Source organism: Amycolatopsis rhabdoformis, from assembly GCF_035918295.1.
Lineage (GTDB): Bacteria > Actinomycetota > Actinomycetes > Mycobacteriales > Pseudonocardiaceae > Amycolatopsis > Amycolatopsis rhabdoformis.
On record NZ_CP142149.1, the window covers coordinates 10,052,625 to 10,078,093 of the forward strand.

Annotated in this window: 23 protein-coding genes; 15 read left to right on the top strand and 8 right to left on the bottom strand. The window is 70.9% G+C overall.

All coding sequences use genetic code 11. The features are described from left to right. The first annotated feature begins 823 nt into the window (after positions 1–823). Both VSH64_RS46790 and VSH64_RS46795 read left to right on the top strand, forming a co-directional pair. Positions 824–1,921, top strand: coding sequence for a D-alanine--D-alanine ligase family protein (locus tag VSH64_RS46790; RefSeq protein WP_326569174.1), 1,098 nt, complete (start codon positions 824–826; stop codon positions 1,919–1,921). 135 nt (positions 1,922–2,056) lie between these two features. Beyond that, the gene (locus VSH64_RS46795) at positions 2,057–3,406 is read left to right on the top strand and encodes an MFS transporter (RefSeq protein ID WP_326569175.1); all 1,350 of its coding nucleotides are present in this window, start codon (positions 2,057–2,059) and stop codon (positions 3,404–3,406) included. Here the strand turns inward: VSH64_RS46795 and VSH64_RS46800 are convergent. Then, the gene (locus VSH64_RS46800; protein WP_326569176.1) at positions 3,387–3,932 is read right to left on the bottom strand and encodes a DUF3515 domain-containing protein; all 546 of its coding nucleotides are present in this window, start codon (positions 3,930–3,932) and stop codon (positions 3,387–3,389) included. The two genes, VSH64_RS46795 and VSH64_RS46800, sit on opposite strands and share 20 nt — an antisense overlap. A gap of 19 nt (positions 3,933–3,951) precedes the next feature. Continuing rightward, positions 3,952–4,185 carry an Lrp/AsnC family transcriptional regulator gene (locus tag VSH64_RS46805; RefSeq protein WP_220237647.1) on the bottom strand — a complete coding sequence of 78 codons (234 nt, stop codon included), beginning with the start codon at positions 4,183–4,185 and terminating at the stop codon, positions 3,952–3,954. Positions 4,186–4,323: 138 nt separating this feature from the next. On the opposite strand from VSH64_RS46805, the gene VSH64_RS46810 reads away from it, so the two are divergent. From VSH64_RS46810 to VSH64_RS46835, 6 genes are all read left to right on the top strand, one after another. Beyond that, positions 4,324–5,283, top strand: a complete 960-nt coding sequence (locus VSH64_RS46810) for a thiamine-phosphate kinase (RefSeq protein WP_326569177.1) — start codon at positions 4,324–4,326, stop codon at positions 5,281–5,283. A gap of 82 nt (positions 5,284–5,365) precedes the next feature. Continuing rightward, positions 5,366–6,538, top strand: a complete 1,173-nt coding sequence (locus VSH64_RS46815; protein ID WP_326569178.1) for an acyl-CoA dehydrogenase family protein — start codon at positions 5,366–5,368, stop codon at positions 6,536–6,538. Positions 6,539–6,573: 35 nt separating this feature from the next. Further along, positions 6,574–7,047 (top strand): GNAT family N-acetyltransferase, encoded by a 474-nt coding sequence (locus tag VSH64_RS46820; RefSeq protein WP_326569179.1) that lies wholly within the window; start codon positions 6,574–6,576, stop codon positions 7,045–7,047. Between the two features lie 16 nt (positions 7,048–7,063). After that, complete coding sequence (locus tag VSH64_RS46825; protein ID WP_326569180.1) at positions 7,064–7,594, top strand: gamma carbonic anhydrase family protein; 531 nt, start codon at positions 7,064–7,066, stop codon at positions 7,592–7,594. A gap of 31 nt (positions 7,595–7,625) precedes the next feature. Beyond that, the gene (locus VSH64_RS46830; protein WP_326569181.1) at positions 7,626–8,303 is read left to right on the top strand and encodes a uracil-DNA glycosylase; all 678 of its coding nucleotides are present in this window, start codon (positions 7,626–7,628) and stop codon (positions 8,301–8,303) included. A 64-nt stretch (positions 8,304–8,367) separates the two neighbouring features. Next, positions 8,368–9,159, top strand: coding sequence for an alpha/beta fold hydrolase (locus tag VSH64_RS46835; protein ID WP_326569182.1), 792 nt, complete (start codon positions 8,368–8,370; stop codon positions 9,157–9,159). Positions 9,160–9,237: 78 nt separating this feature from the next. Here the strand turns inward: VSH64_RS46835 and rpmB are convergent, their stop codons facing one another. After that, positions 9,238–9,429: a 50S ribosomal protein L28 gene (gene rpmB / locus VSH64_RS46840; protein ID WP_091623274.1), complete on the bottom strand. Its 192-nt coding sequence runs from the start codon at positions 9,427–9,429 to the stop codon at positions 9,238–9,240. Positions 9,430–9,562: 133 nt separating this feature from the next. Here rpmB and VSH64_RS46845 point away from each other — a divergent pair, with 133 nt between their 5' ends. The 3 genes from VSH64_RS46845 to VSH64_RS46855 all read left to right on the top strand — a co-directional run bounded on the left by VSH64_RS46845 (position 9,563) and on the right by VSH64_RS46855 (position 14,016). Beyond that, positions 9,563–11,155, top strand: coding sequence for a DAK2 domain-containing protein (locus tag VSH64_RS46845; protein WP_326569183.1), 1,593 nt, complete (start codon positions 9,563–9,565; stop codon positions 11,153–11,155). After that, positions 11,156–13,309 (top strand): ATP-dependent DNA helicase RecG, encoded by a 2,154-nt coding sequence (gene recG / locus VSH64_RS46850; RefSeq protein WP_326569184.1) that lies wholly within the window; start codon positions 11,156–11,158, stop codon positions 13,307–13,309. 128 nt (positions 13,310–13,437) lie between these two features. Next, positions 13,438–14,016, top strand: a complete 579-nt coding sequence (locus VSH64_RS46855) for a GNAT family N-acetyltransferase (RefSeq protein WP_326569185.1) — start codon at positions 13,438–13,440, stop codon at positions 14,014–14,016. Positions 14,017–14,963: 947 nt separating this feature from the next. Here VSH64_RS46855 and VSH64_RS46860 read toward each other — a convergent pair. Next, positions 14,964–15,587 carry a TetR/AcrR family transcriptional regulator gene (locus VSH64_RS46860; protein WP_326569186.1) on the bottom strand — a complete coding sequence of 208 codons (624 nt, stop codon included), beginning with the start codon at positions 15,585–15,587 and terminating at the stop codon, positions 14,964–14,966. Between the two features lie 31 nt (positions 15,588–15,618). On the opposite strand from VSH64_RS46860, the gene VSH64_RS46865 reads away from it, so the two are divergent. Then, positions 15,619–16,836 (top strand): erythromycin esterase family protein, encoded by a 1,218-nt coding sequence (locus VSH64_RS46865; protein ID WP_326569187.1) that lies wholly within the window; start codon positions 15,619–15,621, stop codon positions 16,834–16,836. Here the strand turns inward: VSH64_RS46865 and VSH64_RS46870 are convergent. Next, entirely contained in the window at positions 16,833–17,156 is a 324-nt protein-coding gene (locus tag VSH64_RS46870; RefSeq protein ID WP_326569188.1) for a DUF4288 domain-containing protein, read from the bottom strand. The two genes, VSH64_RS46865 and VSH64_RS46870, sit on opposite strands and share 4 nt — an antisense overlap. Before the next feature lie 175 nt (positions 17,157–17,331). On the opposite strand from VSH64_RS46870, the gene VSH64_RS46875 reads away from it, so the two are divergent. The 3 genes from VSH64_RS46875 to VSH64_RS46885 all read left to right on the top strand — a co-directional run bounded on the left by VSH64_RS46875 (position 17,332) and on the right by VSH64_RS46885 (position 22,667). Then, the gene (locus VSH64_RS46875; RefSeq protein ID WP_326569189.1) at positions 17,332–18,228 is read left to right on the top strand and encodes a S8 family peptidase; all 897 of its coding nucleotides are present in this window, start codon (positions 17,332–17,334) and stop codon (positions 18,226–18,228) included. Positions 18,229–18,370: 142 nt separating this feature from the next. Further along, on the top strand, positions 18,371–21,748 hold the full coding sequence (locus tag VSH64_RS46880; protein ID WP_326569190.1) for a pyruvate carboxylase: 3,378 nt from the start codon (positions 18,371–18,373) through the stop codon (positions 21,746–21,748). Positions 21,749–21,869: 121 nt separating this feature from the next. Beyond that, positions 21,870–22,667 (top strand): arginase family protein, encoded by a 798-nt coding sequence (locus VSH64_RS46885; RefSeq protein WP_326569191.1) that lies wholly within the window; start codon positions 21,870–21,872, stop codon positions 22,665–22,667. A gap of 144 nt (positions 22,668–22,811) precedes the next feature. Here the strand turns inward: VSH64_RS46885 and VSH64_RS46890 are convergent, their stop codons facing one another. From VSH64_RS46890 to VSH64_RS46900, 3 genes are all read right to left on the bottom strand, one after another. After that, positions 22,812–23,198: a GntR family transcriptional regulator gene (locus VSH64_RS46890; RefSeq protein ID WP_326569192.1), complete on the bottom strand. Its 387-nt coding sequence runs from the start codon at positions 23,196–23,198 to the stop codon at positions 22,812–22,814. Beyond that, positions 23,199–23,921, bottom strand: coding sequence for a hypothetical protein (locus tag VSH64_RS46895; RefSeq protein WP_326569193.1), 723 nt, complete (start codon positions 23,919–23,921; stop codon positions 23,199–23,201). 282 nt (positions 23,922–24,203) lie between these two features. Continuing rightward, the gene (locus VSH64_RS46900) at positions 24,204–25,199 is read right to left on the bottom strand and encodes an LLM class flavin-dependent oxidoreductase (RefSeq protein WP_326569194.1); all 996 of its coding nucleotides are present in this window, start codon (positions 25,197–25,199) and stop codon (positions 24,204–24,206) included. Positions 25,200–25,469: the final 270 nt, after the last annotated feature.

Below are 25,469 nucleotides of genomic sequence, written 5' to 3' on the forward strand. Positions count from 1 at the left end.
CGCGAGTGGCTCGCGGGTGCGCGGCGGCTTGTTGCGAGCGGTCCCATCGCGCGCAGCCTTCGCGGCGAGCGGTCCCGCGGCGCTCTGTCTGCCGCCGCGAGCGGTCCGGTCGCGCCACTGCGGCCAAAGCGAGTGTTCTCATACGTTGCGGTTCTCGTCATGACTGGTTCGTTGGCGCTCTGCCGGCGTTGCAAACAGTCCCACCGCGCGCAGCCCTCGGGGCGACTGGTCCTGCGGCAGCGCGGCTGCGCCGCGGCGGGTTCGTTGGTGCATGGGTGCCTGGCACGAGTGGTCCCTTCGCGTGCGGCCACAGCGCGGCGAGCGGTCCGCTCGTACTACCGCGGCGATCGCGGACGGTCCTCTTGCGCCGCTGCGCTCGTTGTGACCGGTCCATCGGCGCTGCGTCCGCGGGCGCGAGCGGTCCCCTCGCGCTGCAGTCGCCGCGGATCGTCCTGCCGCCCCTCTGCCCGCCAAGGAACGGCCCCGGGTGCAGCTATTGCCAGCGCGAGCGGTCCTGCGACACCACAGCCACCGTCGCGAGAGGTCCCCTGGTGCCTGTCCGCCCGGCGCGAGTGGTCCCCTCGCGCACGGCCCTCACCACGAACCAACCCCGTCGCACCTCGACTACCTCACGTGACCGCACCACCCACCCGCAGCACGACCGAACCACTCAGCACAACCCCGAACGGCCCCCACCACCAAAGCCGAGACCCTCCCCACCCACCCCAACTGCCTGATCACACCCACCCCACCCGACCGGCGGTACCCCCCGCGACACCGGGTGCGCGCCGTTCGTGGTGGTCACCCGGTACGGTGAGCGACCATGAGTGCTGAGAAGATCCGCGTGGCGGTCGTGTTCGGCGGGCGTAGCAGTGAGCACACCATTTCGTGCCTGTCCGCCGGCAGTGTGATCGCGAACCTGGATCCGGAGCGCTACGAGGTGCTGCCGGTGGGCATCACGCCGCAGGGTGGCTGGGTGCTCGGCACCGGCGACCCGAAGGAGCTGAGCATCCAGGGCCGCGAGCTGCCGACCGTCGAGTCCGGGCGGGCGCTCGTGCTGGCGGGGGATGCGACCAGCCGTGAGCTGCGCACCGTGGACCCCGGCCAGGCGACCGAGGTACTGGGCACCGTCGATGTGGTCTTCCCGGTGCTGCACGGCGCGTTCGGCGAAGACGGCACCATCCAGGGCCTGCTCGAGATGGCCGACCTCCCCTACGTCGGCCCGGGTGTGCTGGCCAGTGCGGCCGCGATGGACAAGGAGTACGCGAAGAAGCTCCTGGCTGCCGAAGGGCTGCCAGTAGGTACCTACGCGGCGCTCCGTCGTGGACAGTCCACTTTGGCCCAAGACGACCGCGAACGCTTGGGGCTGCCGGTGTTCGTGAAGCCTTCCCGCGCGGGCTCGTCCGTAGGGATCTCGCGCGTCACGAAGTGGTCCGATGTGGACACTGCCATCGAGCTGGCCCGCCGCACCGACCCGAAGGTGCTCGTGGAGGCCGCGGTGATCGGGCGCGAGGTCGAGTGTGGCGTGCTGGAGTTCCCGGACGGGCGCGTGGAAGCGTCGCTGCCGGCGGAGATCCGGGTGCTCGCCGAGGGCGCGGACGCCTGGTACGACTTCGAAACCAAGTATCTCGGCGAAGACGCCGAACTGGACATCCCGGCCAAGCTCGACGACGCCCTCACCGACCGCCTGCGCGCCATGGCCGTGGAGGCGTTCCGCGCGCTCGACTGCCAGGGCCTGGCCCGCGTCGACTTCTTCGTGACCAACGCCGGCGACCTCGTGATCAACGAGGTGAACACCATGCCCGGCTTCACCACGAAGTCCGCCTACCCGAAGATGTGGGAGGTCACGGGCGTCGACTACCGCACGCTCCTGTCGACCCTCATCGACACCGCGATCGCCCGCGGCACCGGCCTGCGCTGAGCCGACCGGCACAGGCACAGCCACACACCCGGATCCGACGAACGGCCTCACCCACTACAGTGATCATCCGGTGGCACCGGGTGACGCCGACGTGGCCCGCGCACGGCACCCCTCCGCCAGGGCAGGAGGCAGCGCGTGCAGATCGCATCCCGGCTCGACCGGCTCCCGGTCACCCGCCGGCACCGGTACTTCGTCGCCGTGGTCGGTCTGGCGACGTTCTTCGACCTCTACGACCTCTTCCTCGCGGCCACGATCAGCACCGTGCTCACGCACGAGTTCGACGTCTCGGCCGAAGCGCTGAAGTACGTGCTCGCGTCAGCGTTCGTCGGGGCCTTCGTGGGTGCGGTGGCGCTCGGCAAGCTCGCCGACCGCCTCGGTCGGCGCCGCGCGTTCCTGCTCACGCTCGGGCTGTACTCGGTGTTCACGTTGCTCGGCGCGTTCAGCACCGACGTGTGGATGCTCGTGGTCTGCCGCTTCATCGCGGGCATCGGCATCGGCGCCGAGCTGCCCGTGGCCGACGCCTACCTCGCCGACCTGCTGCCCGCGAAAGCCCGTGGCCGCGCCACCGCGTGGGCGTACACGATCGGCTTCTGCGGCGTACCCGCCGCGGGTTTCCTGGCGCGGGCGCTGGCCGGCCATTCGCCGCTGGGCGTCGACGGCTGGCGCTGGCTGTTCGTGATCGGCGCGCTCGGCGCCGCCTTGGTGTGGGGCCTGCGGTTCACACTGCCGGAATCGCCGCGCTGGCTCGCCGCTCAGGGGCGAGAGGCCGAAGCCGACGAGATCGTGCGCCGGCTCGAAGCCTCGGCGCCGCAGCCGCTCGCCGAACCCGAGCCCGAACCGGCCGCGCCGGAACCCGTGCGGTTCTCGGCGCTGCTGCGCAAACCGTGGGCGCGGCGCACCACGATGCTCTACGTCTTCCAGCTGCTGCAGTCGTTCGGCTACTACGGCTTCGGCTCGCTCGTGCCGATCGTGCTGGCCGCCAAGGGGTTCAGCCTCGTGAACTCGCTCACCTTCAGCGCGCTCACGTTCCTCGGTTACCCGATCGGCTCGGCGCTGTCGATCCCGATCATCGAGCGGATCGAGCGCAAGTGGCTGATCGTCGCGAGCGCCGCGGCGATGGCCGTGTTCGGGCTCGCGTTCGGCTTTTCGACGGCCGGCGTCGCGATCGCGATCTTCGGGTTCTGCTACACCGCCGCCAGCAACGTGTTCTCCAACGCCTTCCACACCTACCAGGGCGAGCTGTTCCCGACGTCGCTGCGCGGCACGGCCGCGGGTTCGGCGTACGCGCTCTCGCGGCTGGCCACCGCGGCGATGCCGTTCATCCTGCTGCCGGTGCTGCAAGCGCAGGGCGCGGCCAGGATGTTCACCGTGGTCGCGGTCGCGATGGCGCTGCTGATCGTGGACGTCGCCGTTCTGGGGCCACGCACCACGGGCGAATCGCTGGAGAAGATCGCCGCCCGGACGGTCAGAACTTCAAGGGTTTGACCGGCAGCTTCGCCGCGACGGTGTCCGACACCGACTGCAGCGGCCCGGTCCCGGCCGAGTTCGGCACGGTGAGCGCCACGTAGACCTCGCGGTCCACCACGTACCAGGTGGCCGCGGCGTCTTCGGTCACCTGCAGCCACTGCACGCCGTTGACCACGCGCAGCTGCGCGGTGGGCGTGAGCTCCGCCGGCCGGTCGAGGCCGCAGCGCAGCACGATCGCGTCGCCGTCACCCCAGGCGACGGTGGCCATCGGTGCGGGCTTCGCGAGCGTGCGCCGGGCGAGGTCCTGGCCGTTGGACTTGAGCGTGTCCGGCAGGGCGTCGACGAGCGTCGTGCACGCCGGCGTGGTCGCTTGCGGCGCGGGAACGGCGACGAGGGGGAGCGGTCCACTCGCGACACCTTCGCCACTGAGCGCCGAATTCTTGATCACCGCGAAGACGGCGACCACCACGGCCAGCGCGACCACGAGCACGGCCGCGACCACGAGCACCACCCTCGGTGGTGCGCCGGTGTCGGAATCTGCCACGCGGTTAGTGCACCACGCGTCAGAGGTGGACCACCGGGCAGGTCAGGGTGCGCGTGATCCCTTCCACGTTCTGCACCTTCGCCACCACGAGCTGGCCCAGCTGGTCGACGGTCTCGGCGGTCGCGCGCACGATCACGTCGTAGGGACCGGTGACATCCTCCGAACTGGTCACGCCCGGCACCCCGGAGATCTCCGCCGCCACCGCGGCCGCCTTGCCGACCTCGGTCTGGATGAGGATGTATGCGTGGACCACGGCGTGCCCTTTCGTCGGTAGCGATGGAGTCGAGGTAGGAACGGTGTAGGCAAGGTATCGCCAGCCCCGGGAAAAACCTAGGGGATCCGACTGTCGGTGATCGTGGCTTCGCACACGAAGAGAAACAGGAGGTGACCGGTGTCACCGAACGATGGCTCGGTGGCCGGGACGGGCGAGTTCGCGCTGATCCAGGCGGTCACCGACGGACGTCGCCAGCCGGCGACCACGCTGCTCGGCCCCGGCGACGATGCGGCCGTGGTGGCCGCGCCCGACGGTCGCGTGGTGGCGACCACGGACGTGCTGGTCCAGGGCGTGCACTTCCGCCTCGACTGGTCGAGCCCCGAGCAGGTGGGGCGCAAGGCCGTGGCGGTGAACCTGTCGGACGTCGCGGCCATGGGCGCGAAACCGACCACGGTGCTCGTGGGTTTCGCCTGTCCGCCGGACACTCCCGCGCAGGTCGTGACCGAGATCATGAACGGCATGTGGGCCGAGGCGACCCGCGCCGGCATCGGGGTCTCGGGCGGCGACATGGTGAGTGCCGACCAGATCGTGATCAGCGTCACCGCGTTGGGTGACCTCGAAGATCGTGAACCGGTCACGCGCTCGGGCGCCCGGCCCGGCGACGTGCTCGCCGTCTGCGGGCGCCTCGGCTGGGCCGCGGCGGGATTGGCCGTGCTGCGGCGAGGGTTCCGCTCGCCGGTCGGGGTCGTGAACGCGCAACGCTGCCCGGAGCCGCCGTACCCGGCCGGACCGCGGGCCGCGCTCGCCGGCGCGACGTCGATGATCGACATCTCCGACGGGCTGCTCGCCGATCTGGGGCACATCGCCAAGGCGTCGGACGTCGGACTCGACGTGCACACCACCGACCTCGAAATCTCCACGCGGCTGCAGGAAGTGGGCACCGCGCTCGGTGCCGACCCGCTGCGCTGGGTGCTCACCGGCGGCGAAGACCACGCGCTGGCGGCCACGTTCCCGCCGTTCGACGAGCTGCCCGAGGGCTGGCGGCGAATCGGTGCCGTGACGATGCCGGGCTCCGGCGTGACCGTGGACGGCAAGGAGTACGGCCACGACGGCGGTTGGGAGCACTGGCAGCAGTGAGGTAGGCCACTCCGCTGAGCCCCTCGCGCCCGCGATCCGTTCCCAAGATCAAGTGGCGGTTCGCGTGGGACGGAGTCGGGTTGTGGAGAATGCTGCCGGAAACGGCGAAACCGGTCTGGTCGACGCGGCGGCCGCGCTGACGCCGTTGGTCCGTGAGCACGCCGGCGAGGCGTCGCTCAGCGGCACACTGCCGTTGCCCCTCGTCGAAGCGCTCGAAGCGGCGGGCTTGTTCCGCGTCGCGCTCCCGCGTGAGCTGGGTGGGTTGGAGGCCGACGCCGTCACGATCATCCGGGTCGGGGAGACGCTCGCGCACGCCGACGGTTCCACGGCGTGGGCCGTGCTGACCGGCAACAGCGCGATGTTCCTGGCGTGGCTCGACCCGGCCGTCGCGGCCCAGCTGGTGGGCGAGCGGGCCGCGGCGCCGTGGGCGTCTTCGTTCGCCCCGAGCGCCCAGGGTGTGGAGGTGCCCGGCGGATTCCGCGTTTCCGGGCGCTATTCGTACGTCAGCGGATCGCCGCACGCCGAGGGGTTCATCGGTGCGTTCGTGATCGCCGGTGCCGACGGGCCGCGGCTGCTTCCCGGCGGCCGGCCGGCCATGCGCTGGGGTGTGCTTCCGGTGGGCGAAACGGAAGTCACGCGGTCCTGGGAAGACGCGGCGGGCTTGCGGGGAAGCGGCAGCCACGACGTCGTCGTGAAGGACGTGTTCGTGCCGGCCGAGCACACCATGCTGCCGCCGGCCGAGCCGCCGAAGGTGGCCGGGACGTATTACCGGCTGCCGTTCTACACAGTGGTCCGCATCCTGCTGGCCGGGGTGCCGCTCGGGATCGCGCGCCGGGCGCTCGACGAGCTGGCCACGCTGTCGCGCCACAAGGTCCGCGAGATGCGGCTCGTCGCCGAGGATCCCGACGTGCAGATCCGGGTCGCGCGGGCGGAGGCGGCGTTGCGGGCCGCGCGGACGTATCTCTTCGAAGCCACGCGTGCGGTTTGGGCCGCGGGCGAGGCCGGTGCCGAGGTGCCGCGCGAGGCGCGCCTGGACTTCACCCTGGCCGCGCAGGCCGTGATGGAGAGCGCGGTCGGGGCCGTGGACCTGGCGTTCGAGGTGGCCGGCGCGTCCGCGGCGCTGCGGGACGACGTGATTCAGCGGTGCTGGCGGGACGTACATGTCGCGCGGCTGCACGTGGCGTTCTCGAGGGCGCGGTGGACGGGCGCAGGGCAGGCGTTGTTGGGAGTCGACATCGAGGACGCCGCGATCTGACCGACGCCCCGGCGGTGCTGTCTAGGCTGTGACCCGTGGAGATCCGAGCCGTCGCGTACGACCACCCCGACGCGACCAAGCTGATGGCGGAAGTGCAGCTCGAGTACGTGCGCCGCTACGGCAGCGAAGACTCGACGCCGATGGACCCCTCGCAGTTCGCGCCTCCGCGCGGACTGTTCCTCGTCGGCTACTTCGAAGGCACTCCCGTGGCTTCCGGCGCGTGGCGTGCGCACGACGGGCCGGCGCCCGCGTTCGGCCCCGGCGACGTGGAGCTGAAGCGGATGTACGTCGTGGAATCCGCGCGGGGCAAGGGTTTCGCGCGCGCCATGCTCGCGGAGCTGGAGTGCACGGCTGTTGCCGCAGGACGGCGGCGAGCCGTACTGGAGACGGGTACCGCGCAGCCGGAGGCGCTCGCCCTCTACCGTTCCTCGGGCTACTCGGAAATCCCCGGTTTCGGCGTGTACCAGGACGAGCCCGACAACCGGTGTTTCGGCAAGAACCTCGTGTGACCAACGGGAGACGGCTTTGGCGATCTACGCGCTCGGCGACCTCGAACCCTCGATCCACCCGGACGCCTACGTCCACCCCGACGCCACGGTGATCGGCGACGTGCGCATCGGCTCGCGCGCTTCGGTGTGGCCGCAGACGGTGCTGCGCGGTGACCACGGCTACATCGAGATCGGCGAACGGTCCAACGTGCAGGACGGCTGCGTGCTGCACTGCACCAAGAAGCACCCGACGATCCTCGGGCCGTCGTCGGCCATCGGCCACGCCGTGCACGTGGAGGGCGCGACGATCGGCACCGGCTGCCTCATCGCGTCGGGTTCGGTGGTGCTCAACGGGACCGTGATCGAGGACGGCGGGATGGTCGGCGCGGGCGCGGTGCTGTCCTACAACTCGCACGTGGGCACTGGCGAGATCGCGCTGGGTGTGCCGGCGAAGGTGCGGCCGAACAAGTCGTTCTCCGCCGAGCAGATCGCCACCGTGGTCGACTCGTACGTGCGCCGTGGCGCGCGGTTCCGCGAGGAGCTGCGGCGGCTCGACCCGCCACGGTGACGTCGCCCGCGCAGGGCTAGGCTCGCGGGCCGTGACCGCACGACCGCTGAACGAGATCGTCGAAGCCGGCTGGGCGCAGGCCCTCGAGCCCGTGGCTGCGCAGGTGAGCGCGATGGGGGAGTTCCTCCGCGCGGAAATCGCGGCGGGCCGCACGTACTTGCCCGCGGGGGAGCACGTGCTGCGCGCGTTCAAGCAGCCGTTCCACGACGTGCGGGTGCTGATCGTGGGCCAGGACCCGTATCCGACGCCGGGCCACGCGGTCGGCCTGAGCTTCTCGGTGGCGCCCGACGTGCGCCCGCTGCCGAAGAGCCTCGTGAACATCTACAAGGAGTACGCCGAGGACCTCGGGCACCCGTTGCCGACCAACGGCGACCTCACGCCGTGGGCCGAGCAGGGCATCCTGCTGCTCAACCGCGCGCTCACGGTGCAGCCCGGCAAGTCCAACTCCCACCAGGGCAAGGGCTGGGAGCAGGTGACCGAGCAGGCGATCAAGGCGCTCGCGGCCCGTTCCGAGCCGATGGTCGCGATCCTGTGGGGCCGCAACGCGCGCAACCTGAAGCCGATGCTGGGCGAGATCCCGTGCATCGAGTCGGCGCACCCGAGCCCGCTCTCGGCGCACAACGGCTTCTTCGGCTCGCGCCCGTTCAGCCGCGCGAACCAGCTGCTGGCCGACCAGGGCGCGGCGCCCGTGGAGTGGAAACTTCCCTGAGCCTGTCCGGTCGCGGCGGCCGGCTCCGACCTCCAAGGTGAGTACGACACCCAGGAGGACCGCCATGACCACCACCGTCACTTCCGCCGACGGCACCCCGATCGCCTTCGACACGTACGGCGGGGGTTCGCCGGTGCTGCTCGTCGGCGGTGCCGTGAACGACCGGACGACCGTCGCCGCGCTCGCCGCCGTGCTGGCCGAGGCGGGGTTCCAGGGTGTTGCCGTTGATCGGCGAGGCCGAGGTGAGAGCGGTGACGCGCCCGGGTATTCGGTGGAGCGCGAGCTCGACGACCTGGCGGCGGTGATCGACGCGGTCGGCGGCGCGGCGGCGGTGTTCGGCCACTCGTCGGGCGCGATCCTGGCGCTGGAAGCCGCGGCGCGGGGGCTGCCGATCACGAAGCTGGCCGTGTACGAACCGCCCTACATCGTGGACGCTCAGCGGCCACGCCCTGGTGAGGACCTCGCGGAGCGGCTCGCCGCCCTCCTCGCCGACGGTGATCGCGACGGCGCGGTGGAGCTGTTCCTGACCGAGGGCGTCGCGGTGCCGCCCGCGGGCGTGGCGGCTATGAAGGGCCAGCCGGTGTGGGACTGGTTCGTCGGCTACGCGCACACGCTGCCGTACGACATCGCCGTGACGGGGCCCGGTGCTCAGCTGCCGGCCGACCGGTTGGCCGCGATCACGGTGCCGGTGCTCGTGCTCTCGGGCGGCGACGGGGAGGCCTGGATGGGCGCCGCGGCCCGCGCCGTCGCCGAGGCTGTGCCCCACGCGCGTTACGCGTCGATCCCCGGTCAGGACCACGGCGTGCTCAACGCCCCGGAGTCCCTGCGCACGACGCTGGCCGAGTTCTTGAGGTGACAAAAATGGCGAGTGCTCGGGGAGCACTCGCCATTTCGTCGTTTCGGGTCCTCTGGCCGAGGACCTGAGCGGCCTGAATCAGCCGCGGACGACCTTGCCCGCCTTGATGCACGAGGTGCACACGTTGAGGCGCTTGCGCTGGGACACGCCGATCTTGGCGTGCACAGTCTGGATGTTCGGGTTCCACCGGCGGTTGGTACGCCGGTGGGAGTGCGAGACCGACTTGCCGAAGCCGGGTCCCTTGCCACAGACGTCGCACACGGCAGCCACGTCGAACTCCTCTGGATATGGGACAAAGAATGGCGCCCAGACTCGCTGGGCAACTCGACCATAGTAACTAGTCGTCTCGGCCGGGTCGCCACGGGGTCGATACCCTCGCGGGGACCGGCGAGGAGGTTACGGGGTGCGCGTGCTCGACGTGGCGGCGGTGTCGGCGTGGTCGGCGGCGTGCGTGCGCAGCCTGGAGGTGCTGCGCCCGGCGATCAACGGCATCAACGTGTACCCCGTCGCGGACTCCGACACGGGTTCGAACCTGCTGCACACCATGACGGGCGCGCGGGACGCGCTGGACGCCGCGGAGCCGGCGACGGCGGCCGAGGCGCTGGCCGTGCTGGCGCGCGGGGCGGTGGCTGCCGCCCGGGGCAACTCCGGCGTGATCATCTCCCAGGTCGTGCGCGGAATCGCCGACTGGGCGGCCGAGGGCGGCGACCTCGACGGCGCCGGGCTCGCGGCCGCGCTCGCCCACGCCGACCGGGTCGCCACCGGGGCCGTCAGCCGGCCCGTGGCGGGCACGATGCTCACCGTGCTGCACGTCGTGGCCGCGGCCGTTCAGGAGGACACGCGGCCGTTGGCCGAGGTCGCCGCCACCGTCGCCGCGGCCGCCGCCGCCGCGCTGGAGGAGACGCCGAAGCAGCTGCCCGCGCTGGCCAAGGCCGGGGTCGTCGACGCGGGTGGGCGGGGGCTCGTGGCCGTGCTCGACGCGCTGGCCGCCGTGGTCGGCGGCACGTTCACGGAGCCGGAGCACGAGCTGACGGTGGCGGCCGAGCTGCCCGCGGCCGAGCCCGCGCCGTACGCGTGGGAGGTCATGTACTTGCTGGACGGCGTCGACGAGGCGCGGCTGCCGGCGTTGCGCAAGGAGCTGAGCGGCTTCGGCGACAGCGTCACGGTGGCCGGCGACGGTTCGGGCAGCCACGCCGTGCACGTCCACTGTGCGGACATCGGCGCCGCCATCGAGGCGGGGCTCGAGCTGGGCCGGCCGCGCGCGATCCGCGTCGAGCCGCTGCTCACGCCCACCCCGATCGAGCCCGGCGGCGGACTGGACCGCTCGGTCGTGGCCGTGGTCCACGGCGGTGGCCTGGCCGAGCTGCTGCGGGCCGAGGGTGTCGCCGTGCTGGCCGTGCCGGACGGCGCGAAACCCGGCGTCGAGGACATGATCGGGCTGTTCAACGAGGCCGCGGGCCGCCACGTCACCGTGCTGCCCGGTGGCCTCGACCTCACCGCCGCGGCCGACGCGGCGGCGGGCCACGCGATGGCCGGCGACCGTGACGTCGTGGTGATCCCGTGCACGTCACCGGTGCAGGTGCTGGCCGCGCTCGCGGTCCACGACGGGGGCCGGCGTGTGAACGACGACGTGGTCGCCATGGCCGAAGCCGCGGCGGCGACCAGGCGTGGCGAGGTGCGGATCGCCGGCGAGGAGTCGCTAACCTGGGTGGGCCGGGCCCAGTCCGGTGACGTGATCGGCCTGGTCGACGACGAGGTGGTGCTGATCGAACCGGCGCCGGCCTCGGAGACGAACCTCGTCGCGGCCGCGATGAGCGTGCTCAACCGGATGCTGACGCTCGGCGGCGAGCTGGTCACCGTGCTGAGCGGGGCCGCCGCCCCGCCGGGCGTGACCGCGGAGCTCGCCGAGCAGCTGCGGCTGGAGCACCCCGAAGTGGAGTTGACGAGTTATGCCAGTGGCCAGGCCGGAGCCGTGCTGCTGATGGGGGTGGAATAGATGGCGGGGCTGCGCGACAAACTGCCGCTGCTGCTGGGTGCGAAAACGGCGAAGGCGCTTTCGGGCGCGCTCGACATCGAGACCGTCTCCGATCTGCTGCGCCATTACCCGCGCCGCTACGCCGAGCGCGGGGAGCTCACCGACATCGCCGGCCTGGAGCTGGGCGAACACGCGACCGTGCTGGCGCGGATCGAGAAGATCAGCAAACGCCGCATGAAGTCGCGCAGCGGCACGATCCTCGACATGGTCATCACCGACGGAAAACGGCGTTTGGCCTGCGCGTTCTTCAACCAGGCGTGGCGGGAGAAGGAGCTGGCGCCGGGCAAGACGGGCCTGTTCGCGGGCAAGGTCACGGCGTTTCGCGACACGCTGCAGCTGGCCAACCCGGAGTACGAGCTGCTCGACGCCGAGCGCGAGGCCGAGGCCGTCGACAACTTCCTGGCCGAGATCATCCCGGTCTACCCGGCGGCGCAGGGCATGCCCACGTGGTCCATCGCAAAGTGCGTGCGGCAGGTGCTCGACGTGCTGGAGGTCGACTCCGACCCGATGCCCGCCGACGTGCTCAAGCAGCACGGCCTGCCCGGCCTCGAACGTGCGTTGCGGGGCATCCACCGGCCCGAGGACTGGGCGCACCTGGAGACCTCACGCCACCGTCTCAAGTGGGACGAGGCCATGGCCGTGCAGCTGATTTTCGCGCAGCGACGCCATTCCGCGGTGTCGCGCCCGGCCAAGTCCAGCCCGCACACCGACGGGGGGCTGCTCGACGCGTTCGACAAGCGCCTTCCGTTCGACCTCACCGCCGGCCAGCGCGCGATCGGCGACGAGATCGCCGCCGACCTCGGCACCGAGCACCCGATGAACCGCCTGCTGCAGGGCGAGGTCGGTTCCGGCAAGACCGTGGTGGCGCTGCGGGCGATGCTGCAGATCGTCGATTCGGGGCGGCAGTCGGCGATGCTCGCGCCCACGGAGGTGCTGGCCGCGCAGCACGCGCGTTCGCTGCGGGAAATGCTCGGCGAGCTGGGCATGGCGGGCGAGCTGGGCGCGGCGGACAAGGCCACGCGCGTGACGTTGCTCACCGGCTCGATGGGCGCGAAGGAACGCAAGAAGTCGCTGCTGGAGACGGTGAGTGGCGAGGCGGGCATCGTCGTCGGCACGCACGCGCTGATCCAGGACACCGTGCAGTTCGCCGACCTGGGCTTCGTGGTGGTCGACGAGCAGCACCGCTTCGGCGTGGAGCAGCGCGACGCGTTGCGGTCGCGCGGCTCGGACTTCACTTCGCCGCACGTGCTCGTGATGACGGCGACGCCCATCCCGCGCACGGTCGCGATGACGGTGTACGGCGACCTCGAGACGTCCGCGCTGCGCGAGATGCCCGTCGGCCGCTCGCCGATCAAGACGACCGTGGTGCCGGTGGCGGAGAAGCCCGCGTGGCTCGACCGGGCGTGGGAGCGCGTGCGCGAGGAGGTCTCGAAGGGGCACCAGGCCTACGTCGTGTGTCCGCGCATCGGCGACGAACCGCCGTCGGACAAGAGCGACAAGCGGCCGCCGCTCGCCGTGCTGGACGTGGCGCCGGAGCTGGCGGGCGGGCCGTTGAAGGGCCTGCGCATCGCGGCCCTGCACGGCCGCATGCCCGCCGACGAGAAGGACGCCGTGATGCGCGCCTTCGGCGCCGGCCAGATCGACGTCCTCGTGGCGACCACCGTCGTCGAGGTCGGCGTGAACGTGCCCAACGCCACCGCCATGGTCATCCTCGACGCCGACCGCTTCGGCGTGAGCCAGCTGCACCAGCTACGCGGCCGCGTCGGTCGGGGTAGCGTGCCCGGCGTCTGCCTGCTCGTCACGGAAACCCTGGACGGCACCTCCACGCGCGAACGCCTCGCCGCCGTCGAATCCACCACGGACGGCTTCGAACTCTCCCGCCTGGACCTCGAACTCCGCCGCGAGGGAGACATCCTCGGCGCGGCCCAGTCGGGCAAACGCTCGGGCCTCAAGCTCCTCTCGCTCCTGCGCGACGAGGACGTGATCACCGAGGCCCGCGCCCAGTCCCAGGAAATCGTGCTGCGCGACCCCACGCTCTCTTCGTACCCTGGCCTGGCCCAGATGGTGTCCGATGTCGTGGACATGGAACGCGCGGAGTATTTGGAGAAGAGTTGACTGTGCCGTCTTCCTTTGCGGGCGGGGGTTCCGGCTCTGGTGAGCGGGATTCAGGGTCTGTTTCTACGCCGGACTTCGCCGCTCCGGGGCGAGACTCCGATCGTGCACGGGATTCACGCCTGAGCACTTTGCCTGGACTGGACCACGTCGCCGCGTCTGCCTCAGCCCGCCCGGCATCCCTGGCCGCCGCCGTCCGCCCCGCAGTCGTCGCCGACGCACCCGGCATCGCCCACGTCCACGTCGCCTCCTGGCAAGCCGCCTACGCCGGCCTCATCCCGGACGACTTCCTCGCCGGCCTCTCCACCTCGGCCCGCGAAGGCTTCTGGACTCAAACCCTGGCCACCCCGCAGGCCCGCCACTCCGTCCTGGTCGCCGAAACCCCGGACGGCACCATCGCCGGCTTCGCCGCCTCCAGCCCCAGCCGCGACGACGACGCCACCCCCGACACCGGCGAACTCGCCTCGATCTACCTGCTGCCCGAGTTCTGGAGCCGGGGTTACGGCCGTACCCTCCACGCCCACGCCCTGACCGCCCTGGCCACCGACTTCCCCACGGCCACCCTCTGGGTCCTCGCGGGCAACACCCGCGCCCGCGGCTTCTACGAACGCACGGGCTGGACACTCGACGGCCGCACGAAGGTCGAATCCGTGGCCAACGGGACGGTGACCCTCGAAGAGGTCCGCTACCGCATCTCGCCGCGGCTCTGACCCGTCGCCTCTCAACGGCGATGCCCAGGTCTCCGGGGCATTCCGTCGCGCTCGAAGGTGCGTGACTCCGGCGACGGTGGCTTAGGTCATTGGGGCCGCGCATCGTCGCCAGCTACTGGCGACACCGAGGTCAGCGGCTGTTTTCGAGTTCGCTCGGCGTTGTCGTCGGCCGCACCGTCGCGTGCGACTCGTCGCTCTCGATGGCGAGGCGCTTCGCCTGGCCATTCCGTTGCTTTCGGTAGCGCGTGCCTCTAGGCGACGATGGCTGCGGTCCTCGGGCCGCACGTCGTCGCCACCTACTGGCGACACCGCGGTCAGGGGCCGTTTTCGCGCTCCCTCGGCGTTGTCATCGGCCTCACCGTCGCGTGCGACCTGTCGCCCCTCAACCGTGGGGTGCGATTCGCCCGGCGACTCCGTTGCTATCGGTGGCGCGTGCCTTTGGGCGATGATGGCTGCGGTGCTCGTGGCCGCACGTCGTCGCCGCACACCGGCGACACCGAGGTCGTGGGGCTATTTCGTGTGTCCTCGGTAAGCGCCGCGGTCGGCTTCACTCTGCGCGTGACGCGCCTGTCAGCGAGCCAAGCCGGTTGCCTGCTCGCGCCGAACCCTGCGGCCGGCAGGCGTTCGAGAGACTCGCCGCCGAACGGCGACACAGTGGTCGAACAGAAGTTTCTGTCACCCATTCCCGCTGTGGGTCTGTGCTTTTCGAGATCGAACTCGTCAGCGCGGAAGGTGCCGGCGAAACGGTGGTCCGCCGGAGTCTCTGTCGCACGGAGACAGCTAGCCGTGCCGGAGATTTCGTCGTCGGTGTTGGCCAGGTCGGCGATCGGGCTTTGCGGGCAACTCAAGCCAGCCGGCGCAGCAACTGCGTTACCGACCGGCGGCGAACCTGCGGTCCGTAAACCCCAAGCCATTCGCCACTCACCGGCGACCCCCAGGTCAACCCCTCATTCCCCAACCCCAGAATCCCGCACGAAAACCCCGGCCCGCGCCGCCGCCGCAGCAGCCTCGGCGGCCGTATCGGCGTCAGCCGCCGTCAGTGATTCCCGCGAGATGAACAACCGATAGAAGATCGGCCCGCTCGCCACGCGCACGACCTCCGCCGCGTCGGTTCCGGCCGGCACTTCGCCGCGCGCGATCGCCCGTGTCACCATCACGGCCGAGCGTCTGTGCCGGTCTTCGTAGAAGCCGTGCAACGCCTCCGCCGCGCGTTCGGAGTGGAAGGCCGCCAGCACCGACGCCGTCGGCAGTTCGCGCAGGCCGGGCTCGGTGAAGTACTGCACGAGTTCCAGCAGCGTCTCCCGCAGGTCGCCGGCCAGGGAGCCGGTGTCGGGGGCCGTCCAGGGCTGCTCGGTGCCCAGGCGCAGCGCGTCGGCCACGAGGCCGTCCGTGGACTCCCAGCGGCGGTAGATCGTGGTCTTGTGCACGCCCGAACGGTCGGCGACCGCGTCCACCGTCAGATTCGTGATGCCGCGCTCGGCGAGCAGGTCGAGCGTCGCCTGCAGCACGGCGATGCGCGTGCGCTCCGTGCGGCCACCCGGTCGACGGGTTCCGGCCAATTCGGTTGCCAAGTGCGACTCCAGTTGCGTTAGTGTGCCCAGTATGCCAGAACTCGACTTCCGCATGCCCTTCTCGCCCGAAGACGTCTCGCCGATCGCCGACCTGGTCAGCGACGCGCGCATCGTCGCGATCGGCGAGAACAACCACCACATCCGCGAGTTCGGCGAGCTCCGCAACCGGCTGCTGCGCCACCTCGTGGACGAGCGCGGCTTCACGGTCCTCGGCTTCGAGTCGGGCTTCGCCGAAGGCGAACTGGTCGACGGCTGGCTCCACGGCGCGCCCGGCGACGTCGCCGACATCGGGCGAGACGGCTTCACCTTCTCGCTCGGCGACTCGCCCGAAGCCCACGACATGCTCACCTGGCTCCGCGGCCACGGCGGCGTCCACTACGCCGGCCTCGACGTCCCGAGCTCCGGCGGCTCGCCGGTGCCCGCGTTGAAGGCCGTGCGGCGTTACCTCGAGGACGTCGCCCCCGACGTCGTCCCGCTGGTCGAGGCCGGGCTCACCGCTTCGGAGCCGTACGCGTCCGCCAGCAGCGCCGTCGCCCCTGGCCGTTACGCGGCGATGGCCGCCCCTGCGCGCGACGCCGCGACGGCGGCTTTCACCACACTGCTCTCACACCTTCGCTCGCTGGCGCCTGTGTACGAGCAGCAGAGCGACCGGGCCACCCACGCCATCGCCGAGCACCACGCCCTCGGCGCGCTGCGCATCGACCAGTACCTGCGTGAGCTGGCGGCCATGATGGCCGGCGTCGCGCCGTCGGTGCAGGGTTCGTCGCGCGACACGTACATGGCTTCGACCGTGAAGCTGCTTCGGCGGCTACACGGTGACGACGTGAAAATCGTCGTGATGGTCCACAACGGACATCTCCAGCGCGTCCCCTTCTCGCCCGCGCCGGGAATGGTCTTCCCTTCGGCAGGCACGCACCTCGCCGCCGAGTTCGGCGACGACTACTTCACCCTCGGCCTCAGCGCCGGCACCGGCACCACGACCGGCCTCACGCCGGACGAAGGCGAACGCCTCGGCTTCAGCGTCCACGCCGAAGACCTCGCCCCGGCTGCCGAAGGAAGCGTCGAAGCCGCCCTCGCGGATTCCGACGCGTGCCTCGTCGACCTGCGAGCCAACCGCGCGAAGGGTGTGGCCGGCCCCACGAGCATGCGCCACGCTCACATGTTCACCCAGGTCGACGTCGTCGAGGCCTTCGACGCCCTCGTCTACCTGCCGACGATGTCCGTGAGCGACCACGTGCCCAGGAGCTAGTCCGCCATCAGCGATTCGAATCGCCGATAGGCGGCGAAATCCCGGAAATGCCGGGCGTACAGGTCGGCGTCGCGCGTCAGGTCGTCATCGAGGGCGCGCGCGACGTCGACCACTCGCTTGCAGCGCAGCGTGATCAGGTCACCCTGCTCGTTGCGGTGGCTGCCCGTCTCGCCTCCGACGCGCCGGGCCACGGCTTCGCGCGCGGCGTCTTCGCTCTCGGCGTAAACGAGCACGAAGTCTTCGCGGTACAGCGGTTCGTACGTGGCTGAATCGCTCGTTGCCTCGTAGAGGACAACGGCGACGTACGCGTGCGCGCTCATGATTCCCCCGGTTCGATTCATGATCACTGTCGCCGCGCACCGGCGAGCGGGCAACCGGGTTTCCGGCCCAAACACGGACCAGCCCATCGGGTGACGTCGAGTTGCCGTCGCCGCGCGCCCGGGATACGACGCAGGAATGCGGAACCGGACGGCTCGTGGTCTTTTTTCGGCGACAATGACGTTCCTGCTGGTGGCGGCGGGAAATTCGCCCGCGCTCGCGGCCGGCGGCACCCAGGTGAACCCGCCGAGCTGGGCGCTCGACCGGATCGATCAGCGGACGGGCCTCGACCAGAAGTACCGCTACGAATCCGACGCCGCGGACGTCACGGTGTACGTGATCGACAGCGGCGTCGACGCCAAGCACCCCGACTTCCAGGGCCGCGTGCAACCGGGCAAGGACTTCCTGACGCCGACCGGCACGGACACCTCCGACACCAACGGCCACGGCACCCGCGTCGCCGGCATCGTCGCCGGCCGTAGCTACGGCGTGGCCAAGGCCGCGCAGATCTTCCCGGTCCGCGTGCTCGACAAGGACGGCGGCGGGTCCACCGACAACATCATCGCGGGCATCAACTGGGTCGCGCAGAACGCCCACCAGCCCGCCGTCGCCGTGCTCGGCATCGGCGGCGTCGCCAACGAGCAGCTGGACAACGCCGTGGCCGGCCTCGCCGCGGTGATGCCCACCGTCGTGCCCGCGGGCGAAGGCGGCGAAGACGACAGCCAGGTTTCGCCGGCCAGGGTCCCCGCCGCACTCACCGTCGCGGCGAGCGACGTGCAAGACCAAGTGGCGACTTTCTCGGATTTCGGGACGCCCGTCGACCTCTACGCGCCCGGCGTGGACATCCCGGCGCCGATCGCGGGCTCCGCGAACGTCGGCACGTTATCGGGCACGTCGATGGCCGCGGCCGTCGTCGCGGGCGCCGCCGCCGTGTACCGATCGCTGCACCCGGACACCGCGCCGGCCGAGGTCGACAAGGCATTGGTGCAGGCAGCGACCCCGGACGTGCTGAAAAACGTGCCTTCCGGCACAGCCAACCGCCTGCTCTGCACCCTGGCGGCGCCGACGCCCTGACTGTTGCGGCGAGCCCCGGATCCCCGCATCATGCACGCAGGTCGGCGCACATGATGTCCATCACTTGGACTTCGGCTCCCGGGGAGCGAGAAGAACCGGGTAACGTGCCTTCACTACCGATCCGAAACGGGAAGGACCGGGCATGTTCCGCAAGGTGCTGGTGGCCAACCGCGGTGAGATCGCGATCCGAGCGTTCCGCGCAGGCTACGAACTGGGGGCGGGCACGGTTGCCGTGTTCCCGCACGAAGACCGCAACTCGCTCCATCGGCTGAAGGCCGACGAGGCCTACGAGATCGGGGAGCCCGGCCACCCGGTGCGCGCCTATCTCTCGGTCGAGGAGATCGTCAAGGCCGCCAAGAAAGCGGGTGCCGACGCGGTCTACCCGGGTTACGGCTTCCTGTCGGAGAATCCGGATCTCGCGCTCGCGTGTGAGCAGGCCGGGATCACGTTCGTCGGCCCGAGTGCCGAGATCCTCGAGCTCACCGGCAACAAGGCGCGCGCCGTGAAGGCCGCGCGCGAGGCCGGCGTGCCGGTGCTGGGTTCGTCGGAGCCCTCCAGCGACATCGACGCCCTGGCGGCCGCGGCCGAAGAGCTGGGTTTTCCGGTGTTCGTGAAGGCCGTCGCCGGTGGTGGTGGCCGCGGCATGCGCCGCGTCGAGGACCCGGCGCTGCTGCGCGAGTCCATCGAGGCGGCCGCGCGCGAGGCCGAGTCGGCGTTCGGCGATCCGACGGTGTTCATCGAGAAGGCCGTGGTCGAACCGCGGCACATCGAGGTGCAGATCCTCGCCGACGGCGAGGGCAACGTGATCCACCTCTTCGAGCGCGACTGCTCCGTGCAGCGTCGCCACCAGAAGGTGGTCGAGCTGGCGCCCGCGCCGAACCTCGACCCCGAGCTGCGCGAACGCATCTGCGCCGACGCCGTGCGCTTCGCGCGCCAGATCGGCTACCGCAACGCCGGCACCGTCGAGTTCCTGCTCGACCGCGAGGGCAACCACGTGTTCATCGAGATGAACCCGCGGATCCAGGTCGAGCACACGGTGACCGAGGAGGTCACCGACGTCGACCTCGTGCAGTCGCAGCTGCGCATCGCCTCCGGCGAGACGCTCGCCGACCTCGGCCTCTCGCAGGACAAGATCTACCTGCGCGGCGCCGCGCTGCAGTGCCGCATCACCACGGAAGATCCGGCCAACGGTTTCCGCCCCGACACCGGCATGATCAGCGCCTACCGCTCCCCGGGCGGCTCCGGCATCCGGCTCGACGGCGGCACCGCGTTCTCCGGCACGGAGATCAGCGCCCACTTCGACTCGCTGCTGGTGAAGCTCACCTGCCGCGGCCGCGACTTCAAGACCGCCGTGGGCCGCGCCCGCCGGGCCGTCGCGGAGTTCCGCATCCGCGGCGTCTCCACGAACATCCCGTTCCTGCAGGCGGTGCTCGACGACCCGGACTTCCGCGAAGGCCGCGTCACCACGTCGTTCATCGAGGAACGGCCCCACCTGCTCACCGCGCGCCACTCGGCGGACCGCGGCACGCGCCTGCTCACCTACCTGGCCGACCAGACGGTGAACCGCCCCCACGGCGAGCGTCCGCGCACCCTCGACGCGGCCGCGAAGCTGCCGCAGCTGCCGGCCGATCTGACGCCACCCGACGGCTCGAAGCAGAAGCTCACCGAGCTGGGCCCGGTCGGTTTCGCCCGCTGGCTGCGGGAATCGCCGATGCTCGGCGTCACCGACACGACCTTCCGCGACGCCCACCAGTCGCTGCTGGCCACGCGCGTGCGCACGAAGGACCTGCTGGCCGTGGCGCCGGTCGTCGCCGCGACCGTGCCGCAGCTGCTGTCCCTCGAGTGCTGGGGCGGCGCCACCTACGACGTCGCCCTGCGGTTCCTGGCCGAGGACCCGTGGGAACGCCTCGAGCAGCTGCGTGCGGCCGTGCCCAACATCTGTCTGCAGATGCTGCTGCGCGGGCGGAACACCGTGGGCTACACGCCGTACCCGACGGAGGTCACGCACGCCTTCGTCGAGGAGGCGGCCGCCACCGGCATCGACATCTTCCGCATCTTCGACGCCCTCAACGACGTCGAGCAGATGCGGCCGGCCATCGAAGCCGTGCGCGAAACCGGCACCGCCGTGGCCGAGGTGGCGCTCTGCTACACCTCGGACCTGTCCGACCCGAACGAAAGCCTCTACACGCTCGACTACTACCTCAAGCTGGCCGAGCAGATCGTCGGGGCGGGCGCGCACATCCTCGCGATCAAGGACATGGCGGGCCTGCTCCGCGCGCCTGCCGCCGCGAAGCTCGTGACGGCGCTGCGCAAGGAGTTCGACCTCCCCGTGCACATCCACACGCACGACACCGCGGGCGGCCAGCTGGCCACCTACCTCGCCGCCATCCAGGCCGGCGCGGACGCGGTCGACGGCGCCGTGTCGTCGATGGCCGGCACGACTTCACAGCCGTCGCTCGGCTCGATTGTGGCGGCCACCGACCACTCCGACCGCACCACGGGCCTCGACCTGCAGGCGATCGGCGACCTCGAGCCCTACTGGGAGAGCGTGCGCAAGATCTACGCGCCGTTCGAGGCCGGCCTCGCGTCTCCCACCGGCCGCGTGTACCACCACGAGATCCCGGGCGGCCAGCTCTCCAACCTGCGCACGCAGGCCATCGCGCTGGGCCTCGGCGACCGCTTCGAGGACATCGAGGCCATGTACGCCGCGGCCGACAAGATCCTCGGCCACCTCGTGAAGGTCACGCCTTCGTCGAAGGTGGTCGGCGACCTCGCGCTGCACCTCGTGGGCGCCGGCGTGTCACCCGCCGACTTCGAGGCCGAGCCCAACAAGTTCGACATCCCGGACTCCGTGATCGGCTTCCTCCGCGGCGAGCTCGGCGACCCGCCGGGCGGCTGGCCGGAACCGTTCCGCACCAAGGCTCTCGAGGGCCGTTCGGCGGCCAAGCCCGTGGCGGAACTGTCCGAAGAGGACCGCAAGGACCTCACGGACAACCGGCGCGCCGCTCTGAACCGGCTGCTGTTCCCCGGCCCGACGAAGGAGTTCGAAGCCCACCGCGAGGCCTACGGCGACACGAGTGTGTTGTCCAGCAAGGACTTCTTCTACGGTTTGCGCCCGGGCGAGGAGTACGCGGTGGACCTGGAGCCCGGCGTCCGGCTGCTCATCGAGCTCGAAGCCATCGGTGAGGCCGACGAGCGCGGTGTGCGCACGGTGATGTCGACGCTCAACGGCCAGCTCCGGCCCATCCAGATCCGGGACCGGTCGATCGCTTCGGACATCCCCGCGACCGAAAAGGCCGAGAAGGGCAACCCGAAGCAGATCGCGGCTCCCTTCGCCGGCGTGGTGACGCTGCAGGTGGCGGAGGGCGAAGATGTCGCGGCCGGCGCGACCGTGGCGACGATCGAGGCCATGAAGATGGAAGCTTCGATCACCGCTTCGGCGGCGGGCAAGGTCGGGCGGTTGGCGATCACCTCCGTTCAGCAGGTCGAGGGCGGGGATCTCCTGATCGTGCTCGAGTAGGGCGCCTCGGCGCCAGCTTTTCTCGCCGCGAACGGCAGGTTTTGATCACCACGGTCAAAACCTGCCGTTCGCGGCGTCTCGGGCTCGTCTTGGCGGCCGTGGCCGCGCTAACGTCGGACGCATGCTGATCAACGCGGTGCCGCAGTGGCAGGGCGCGATCGGCCCCCGGGCACGGGGACTGGTCGAGGGCTGCCTCGCGCTTTCCGAGCTGGCCGGGCACGTCCTCGGCCTGCCGGTGCACCACATCCACCAGGAACCAGGAACCTCTGAGCTGCTTTCGGGCGTCGCCAACCGAGCCGTGCTCACGGGCACGAACCGGGCGGCGCAACTCGCCGCGCTCGAAGCACCCGGCGGCCCGGTCCTCACAATCGGCGGCGACTGCGGAGTCGAGCTCGTACCGATCGGCGTCGCCCGGTACCGCTACGGTCCTGGGCTCGGCGTCGCTTGGTTCGACGCGCACGCCGATCTGAACACGGCTGCGTCTTCGCCTTCGGGCGCGTTCCACGGCATGGTGCTGCGGTCGTTGCTCGGCGAAGGTGACGAGGAGTTCGCAGCGAGCCCGGCCGTCGAAGCCGGCCGGGTGGCGTTGTTCGGAACCCGGGCCTTCGACGCCGACGAGGAGGCCGCCATCGGCCGCGGTTTGGCTGTGCGCACGGAGAATCCCGCCGCGGCGCTGCGCGAGTCGGGCGCCGAACAGGTGTACTTGCACCTCGATCTCGATGTGCTGGACCCTTTGGCGTTCGATGGCGCGAACTACCCAGAGCCCGGTGGGTTGACGATCAGCGAGCTTGTCCGGGCGATCGAGGCACTGTCCGAAGTGGACGTGATCGGCGCGGGAATCACGGAGTGCGTGGGCACGGATCTCGAGGTTCTCGAGCCCGTGATCGCCGCGGTGGGGAGGGTGCTGCTGCAGGACTGAGATTGAGGGCGAGATTCCGCTTCGGCGGTGGTTCTTCGCCCCGGTGCGCGACCAGGAGCGTGTACGGCCAGAAGGAGGTGTGCCCGAGCCGTACCGGAGATGGTCTGCGAAGTGGCGAAAAGCTCGCCGGCCGGGGTCAGTGGATCACTGCTGGTCCAGCGGAGTGTCGCTGAGGGCTGCGCGCACCGCGTCGACGGCTTGGTGTGGATCGACGCCCAGCTCCCGAACACGCTGGGCGTAGTCCGCGGCGGCTGCGCGAAGCAGTGCCGGGCGGTCCGGCTGCGGAGCTGCGCCGGTGACAACGGTGCCCTTGGCGCGAGCCGTGGTCACCCAACCGGCGGCCTCGAGTTCGCGGTACACGCGGGCGATCGTGCCGGAAGCGAGCCCGAGATCTCGGGCGAGCTGACGGATCGGGGGCAGCCGGGCGTCGACCGGCAGCGCGCCGGTGCCGATCGCGCGCACGATCTGATCGTGGACCTGTCGCCAGGGCGCGACGCCGTTGTCGGCGTCGACGGTCACTCGCAACGACATCTACTTCGACGATGCGGTCGCGGGCAGTTTCCGCGGTGGCGTGGCGATCGCGATGAACGCGGCCAGTGTCACCACGAACGCCAGGAACGACGGCAGGTTGCCGCCGGGCCAGGCGGTGGTGGCGCACGCGGCTGTGGCGAGCCCGAGCGCGACGCGGGCGCTTCGGCAACGCAGCGCCAGGTCGACGTCGGGGTCGCCCGCGGCCGGCCGGCGCACGGCGAGCAGCACCACGCCCCACGCGGCGGCGGTGCCCCCGACGATGAAGCCGAACAACGGCCACTCGCCGACCACAGCGAGGCGGACCGCGGCGGCGACCGCTGCCAGCGCGGTCACGACGATCGCCCACAGCGGGGCGAAGTCGAGGATGCCGCGGGGCGCCAGCACGGCTTCGCGGCGTGCGCTCGGAGTCGGACGTTGCGCGAGCACTTCGGCGATCAACCCGCCGAGCAGCAGCACGGTCGTGATGCTGCTGAAGTTGTCGCCATTGGCGAACGCCGAGGCGCCAGGGATGAGGGGGAGGCCCACGAACAGCCACGGATACCAGAACCTGCGGCGGCGCAGGTAGAGCACGGCCACGGACACCTGGTCCGGGGTCGCGTGCGGCAAGCCCCATTTGGCGAGCAGGCGCGTGCCTTGGCGTTGGCCTGGCCACAGCGCGATCAGGATGATCAGGCCGAACAGGCCGCAGGCGATCGCGACTGCGACCACATTGTCGATGTTCATGGCGTAAGCCCCCTGCCTTGTATCAAGTACATGGTACAAGACAGGTGAGTGATGCGCAGATTGGTCGTGCGTTGAGCTCTGTGGGCGATGTGGGTGTCCTGGTGGCGAAAGACGCGTGAGTCCTCGGCCTGCGCGTGGGTCTCGTCGCCGGCCGATCGTGTTCGCTGTTGCCGCGGATCGGCCACTGGCTGGCCGGCGGTGGTTGTCGGGTGTGGCCGCGACGGGGCGGCCGGGAAAGAAAAAGCCCGGCCACTCGGGCCGGGCTCTGTCTTCGACGTGCCGTCAGTTCTTGAGGTCCGCCAGGATCTCGTAGGAGCGAACGCGGTCTTCGTGGCCGTGGACCATCGTGGTGACCATGAGCTCGTCGGCTCCGGTGTCGGCGAGCAACTGATCGAGTCCCTTCCGGACGGTCTCCGGCGAGCCGATGATGCTCGAGCCGAAGCGGTCGTTGAGGAACGCGCGGTCCATGTCCGTGTACGGGTATTCGGCGGCTTCCTCGGGCGTCGGCAGCGCGATGGGGCGGCCGCGGCGCAGGCTGAGGAACGTGAGGCCGCTGGGGCCGGCGAGGAACTGCGCGCGCTCGTCAGTTTCGGCCGCGACCACGGAGACGCCGAGCATCACGTGCGGCTCGGCCAGCGTCTCGGACGGCCGGAAGTTCTCGCGGTAGAGCTGCACGGCGGGGATGGTGTTCTCGGCCGCGAAATGGTGCGCGAACGAGAACGGAACTCCCAGGCGGCCTGCGAGCTGCGCGCTGAAGCCCGATGAGCCCAGCAGCCACAGCGGCGGCTTGTTGCCCTCGGCGGTCACGGCGTTGACGCCGCGCGCGGGGTCGGGTTCGAAGTACTCGAGCAGCTCCATCAGCTGCTCGGGGAAGTTCTCGGCCGTGAGCCCGCCGGGGCCACGCAGCGCGAGCGCCGTGCGCTGGTCGGTGCCGGGCGCGCGCCCGATCCCGAGGTCGATGCGGTTCGGGTGCAGGGCCTCGAGCGTGCCGAACTGCTCGGCCACCACGAGCGGCGCGTGGTTGGGCAGCATGATGCCGCCCGACCCCACGCGGATCGACTCCGTGGCGTCGGCGACGGTCCCGATCAGCACGACCGTGGCCGAACTGGCGATACCCGGCATGTTGTGGTGCTCGGCGAGCCAATAGCGGCGGTACCCCAGCCGCTCGGCGTGCCGGGCGAGGTCGATGGTGTTGCGCAGCGCTTCGCCGACCCCGTGCCCGTCCGAGACGGGCGAAAGGTCGAGAACGGACAGCGGGACGTCAGGCACGGAACTCACGTGGAGCAGTAACGCACACGGCGGCTGTTCCCTTCCCGGGGAGTGCGGGTTGGTGGTGTGGTGATCGGCTCACGGCGGGGTGGTGCTTGTCGATCACCGGGGGGTCTCGGCGGTCCTGCCGACGTGCCGGAGGGCCAGCACGCGAACGCCGGTTGAGGCGGCCAGGCCTGGGAGCTGCGAGTCGCCGCTGGGCGGCGACTCGCAGCTCGGGCCGGCGATCGGGCGGCCTCGATGCCGCGTTTGGGCCGAAGAGGGTGACTGCGGGGCTGG

Bases quoted from the DNA above. Each gene is read 5' to 3' on its own strand.
- VSH64_RS46790 (WP_326569174.1), top strand. From the start codon at position 824: ATGAGTGCTGAGAAGATCCGCGTGGCGGTCGTGTTCGGCGGGCGTAGC.
- VSH64_RS46835 (WP_326569182.1), top strand. From the start codon at position 8,368: ATGACCACCACCGTCACTTCCGCCGACGGCACCCCGATCGCCTTCGAC.
- recG (WP_326569184.1), top strand. From the start codon at position 11,156: ATGGCGGGGCTGCGCGACAAACTGCCGCTGCTGCTGGGTGCGAAAACG.
- VSH64_RS46865 (WP_326569187.1), top strand. From the start codon at position 15,619: ATGCCAGAACTCGACTTCCGCATGCCCTTCTCGCCCGAAGACGTCTCG.
- VSH64_RS46870 (WP_326569188.1), bottom strand. From the start codon at position 17,156: ATGAGCGCGCACGCGTACGTCGCCGTTGTCCTCTACGAGGCAACGAGC.
- VSH64_RS46875 (WP_326569189.1), top strand. From the start codon at position 17,332: ATGACGTTCCTGCTGGTGGCGGCGGGAAATTCGCCCGCGCTCGCGGCC.
- VSH64_RS46880 (WP_326569190.1), top strand. From the start codon at position 18,371: ATGTTCCGCAAGGTGCTGGTGGCCAACCGCGGTGAGATCGCGATCCGA.
- VSH64_RS46885 (WP_326569191.1), top strand. From the start codon at position 21,870: ATGCTGATCAACGCGGTGCCGCAGTGGCAGGGCGCGATCGGCCCCCGG.
- VSH64_RS46890 (WP_326569192.1), bottom strand. From the start codon at position 23,198: ATGTCGTTGCGAGTGACCGTCGACGCCGACAACGGCGTCGCGCCCTGG.
- VSH64_RS46895 (WP_326569193.1), bottom strand. From the start codon at position 23,921: ATGAACATCGACAATGTGGTCGCAGTCGCGATCGCCTGCGGCCTGTTC.